Annotated in this window: 3 protein-coding genes; 2 read left to right on the top strand and 1 reads right to left on the bottom strand. The window is 69.7% G+C overall.

Going from position 1 to position 2,041, the window contains the following annotated elements:
- Both VF468_10380 and VF468_10375 read left to right on the top strand, forming a co-directional pair.
- Positions 1 to 1,019: zinc-binding dehydrogenase (locus VF468_10380; protein HEX5878713.1), on the top strand; the 1,019-nt coding region annotated here is incomplete at its 5' end.
- Entirely contained in the window at positions 1,016 to 1,741 is a 726-nt protein-coding gene (locus VF468_10375) for a hypothetical protein (protein HEX5878712.1), read from the top strand. The genes VF468_10380 and VF468_10375, both read left to right, overlap by 4 nt.
- Positions 1,742 to 1,822: 81 nt before the next feature.
- On the opposite strand, the gene VF468_10370 is transcribed toward VF468_10375, so the two are convergent.
- A partial coding sequence (locus tag VF468_10370) for a hypothetical protein (GenBank protein HEX5878711.1) occupies positions 1,823 to 2,041 on the bottom strand: 219 nt, incomplete at its 5' end.

Genomic DNA, 2,041 nt, shown 5'->3' with positions numbered 1-2,041 from the left:
CCGGCACCGGCGGCCTGGAAAACCTGGAGGTGCGGGACGTGCCGGCGCCAGAGCTCCGGGCCGAGGACGAGGTGCTGGTCCGGGTCCGCTGCGCCGCCCTCAACCGAATCGACCTTTGGATGGCCGGCGGCCTGCCCAACGTCCAGCCGGTGTTTCCGCACATCGTGGGGTCGGATGGCGCCGGCGAGATCGAGGCGGTGGGCCCGGCGGTGCGCGGGTGGAATTTCGGCGACCGCGTGCTCATCAACCCCGGGATCTCGTGCGGGCACTGCGCCGCATGTGAGGCGGGTGAGGAATCCCTGTGCTCCCGCTACGGCATCCTGGGGGAGCATCTGCCGGGTACCGCCGCGGAGCTGCTCGTAGTTCCGGCCGCGAACCTGGGACGCGTGCCCCAGGCAATGTCGTGGTCCGAGGCGGCCGCGTTCCCGCTCGCCACACTCACCGTCTGGCATATGCTGACCGGTCGCGCCAGGCTCCAGGCCGGAGAGACGGTGTTGGTCTGGGGTGTCGGGGGCGGCGTAGGGATGGCGGCCCTCCAGGTCGCGGTGTTGCTCGGGGCGCGAGCCATCGTCACCAGCGGCTCCGAGGACAAACTGGAGAAGGCCGCGCAGCTCGGGGCAACCGTGGGCCTGAACCACCGCACTGCCGACGTCGTAGCCGAAGTGCGGCGGGAGACGGGCGGCCGCGGCGCGGACGTGGTCGTGGACTGCGTGGGCGAGGCCACCTGGACCAACTCCCAGCGGGCGCTGCGACGGGGCGGCCGGCTGGTGGTGTGCGGTGCCACGACGGGGCCGCTGGTGTCGCTCGATCTGCGCCGGTTGTTCTGGCACCAGTGGAGCATTCTCGGCTCGACCATGGGCAATCGCCGCGAGTTCGCGGAGATCGTCCGGCTGGCGCACGAGGGCCGGCTCTGGCCGGTGGTGGACAGCGTGGTGCCGCTGGCGAAAGGCGCCGAAGCGTACATGCGGATGCAGCGGGGTGAGCAGACCGGGAAACTCGTGATCGAGGTGTCGCCGTGAACGAACTCTATGAGCGTCTCCTCATCGGCGCGGAGCAGATCGGCAGCGTGGTGCCCGCGCTGGTCGGCGCAGCCGTCATCATGCTGACCGGCTACTTCCTGGCCCGCCAGGTCCAGCGCTGGGCGGACGACACGCTCAAGAAGGTGGACTTCAACCGGATGGCGGCGGCGGGTGGCTTGGACGAGGTCGTGGGCCGCACCGGGTCCCGGCTGGACCCGGTGCGCGCGCTGGCCAAGCTGGTCTTCTGGCTGGTGATGCTGGTGGTCATCCTGCTCGCCAGCACGGCGCTGGGCCTGGAGAGCATCAATCAGATGTTCGGGATGATGCTGGCTTTCATCCCGACCCTGATCGCCGCCATCGTGATCATCATCCTCGGCATGATCGTGGGGGAGTTCGTCCGCGGACTGATCCTCGCCTCAGCTGGCGGCGTCGCGGGCGTGCCTACGGTGGCGAAGATCGCCAAGGGCGCGGTCATAATCATCGCGCTGTTCATGGCGCTGCAGCAGGTGGGTGTGGCCGAGGAGATCGTGACCGCGGCGTTCACGCTGATCCTGGGCGCGGTGGCGCTGGCGGTGGGGCTCGCGTTCGGCCTGGGCAACCGGGAGCTCGCCGGAGAGATCACCCGGCGGTGGTACGAGGAGGGCCAGCGCCGCGACCGTCGGCGGACCGATCGGCAGGGGCCCAACACGCCGCCGGGTGGGGAGCCGCCGATCCTGGATTGACAGGCACTTGTCACCCTGAGCGCAGCGAGGGGGGCAATGATCGGGATGGTCCCTTCACTCCGTTCAGGGCGACGGGGAACGTCACGGGCTCCCCGTCAGGCGATACCGCGCCACCGACCTGGTTCCGTCCTCGTTCTTCACCGAGCCGTAAATCGCCCCGCTCTCGCCGAAGCCGGCAAGCACCGCACCTGATGGGAACGTCACCTGCCGCTGCCAGGCACCCTTGGCATCGTAGACGTCATAGACCGGTGACGCCGTCTCGGTCGATCGGGGTTGCTGCAGCCACACCTCGCCGTTGGG

It is taken from the genome of Actinomycetota bacterium, assembly GCA_036280995.1.
In the GTDB taxonomy this organism is placed as follows: domain Bacteria; phylum Actinomycetota; class CALGFH01; order CALGFH01; family CALGFH01; genus CALGFH01.
The sequence above is the reverse complement of the archived record's forward strand: the minus strand, read 5'-3'. Positions and strand labels throughout refer to the sequence as shown.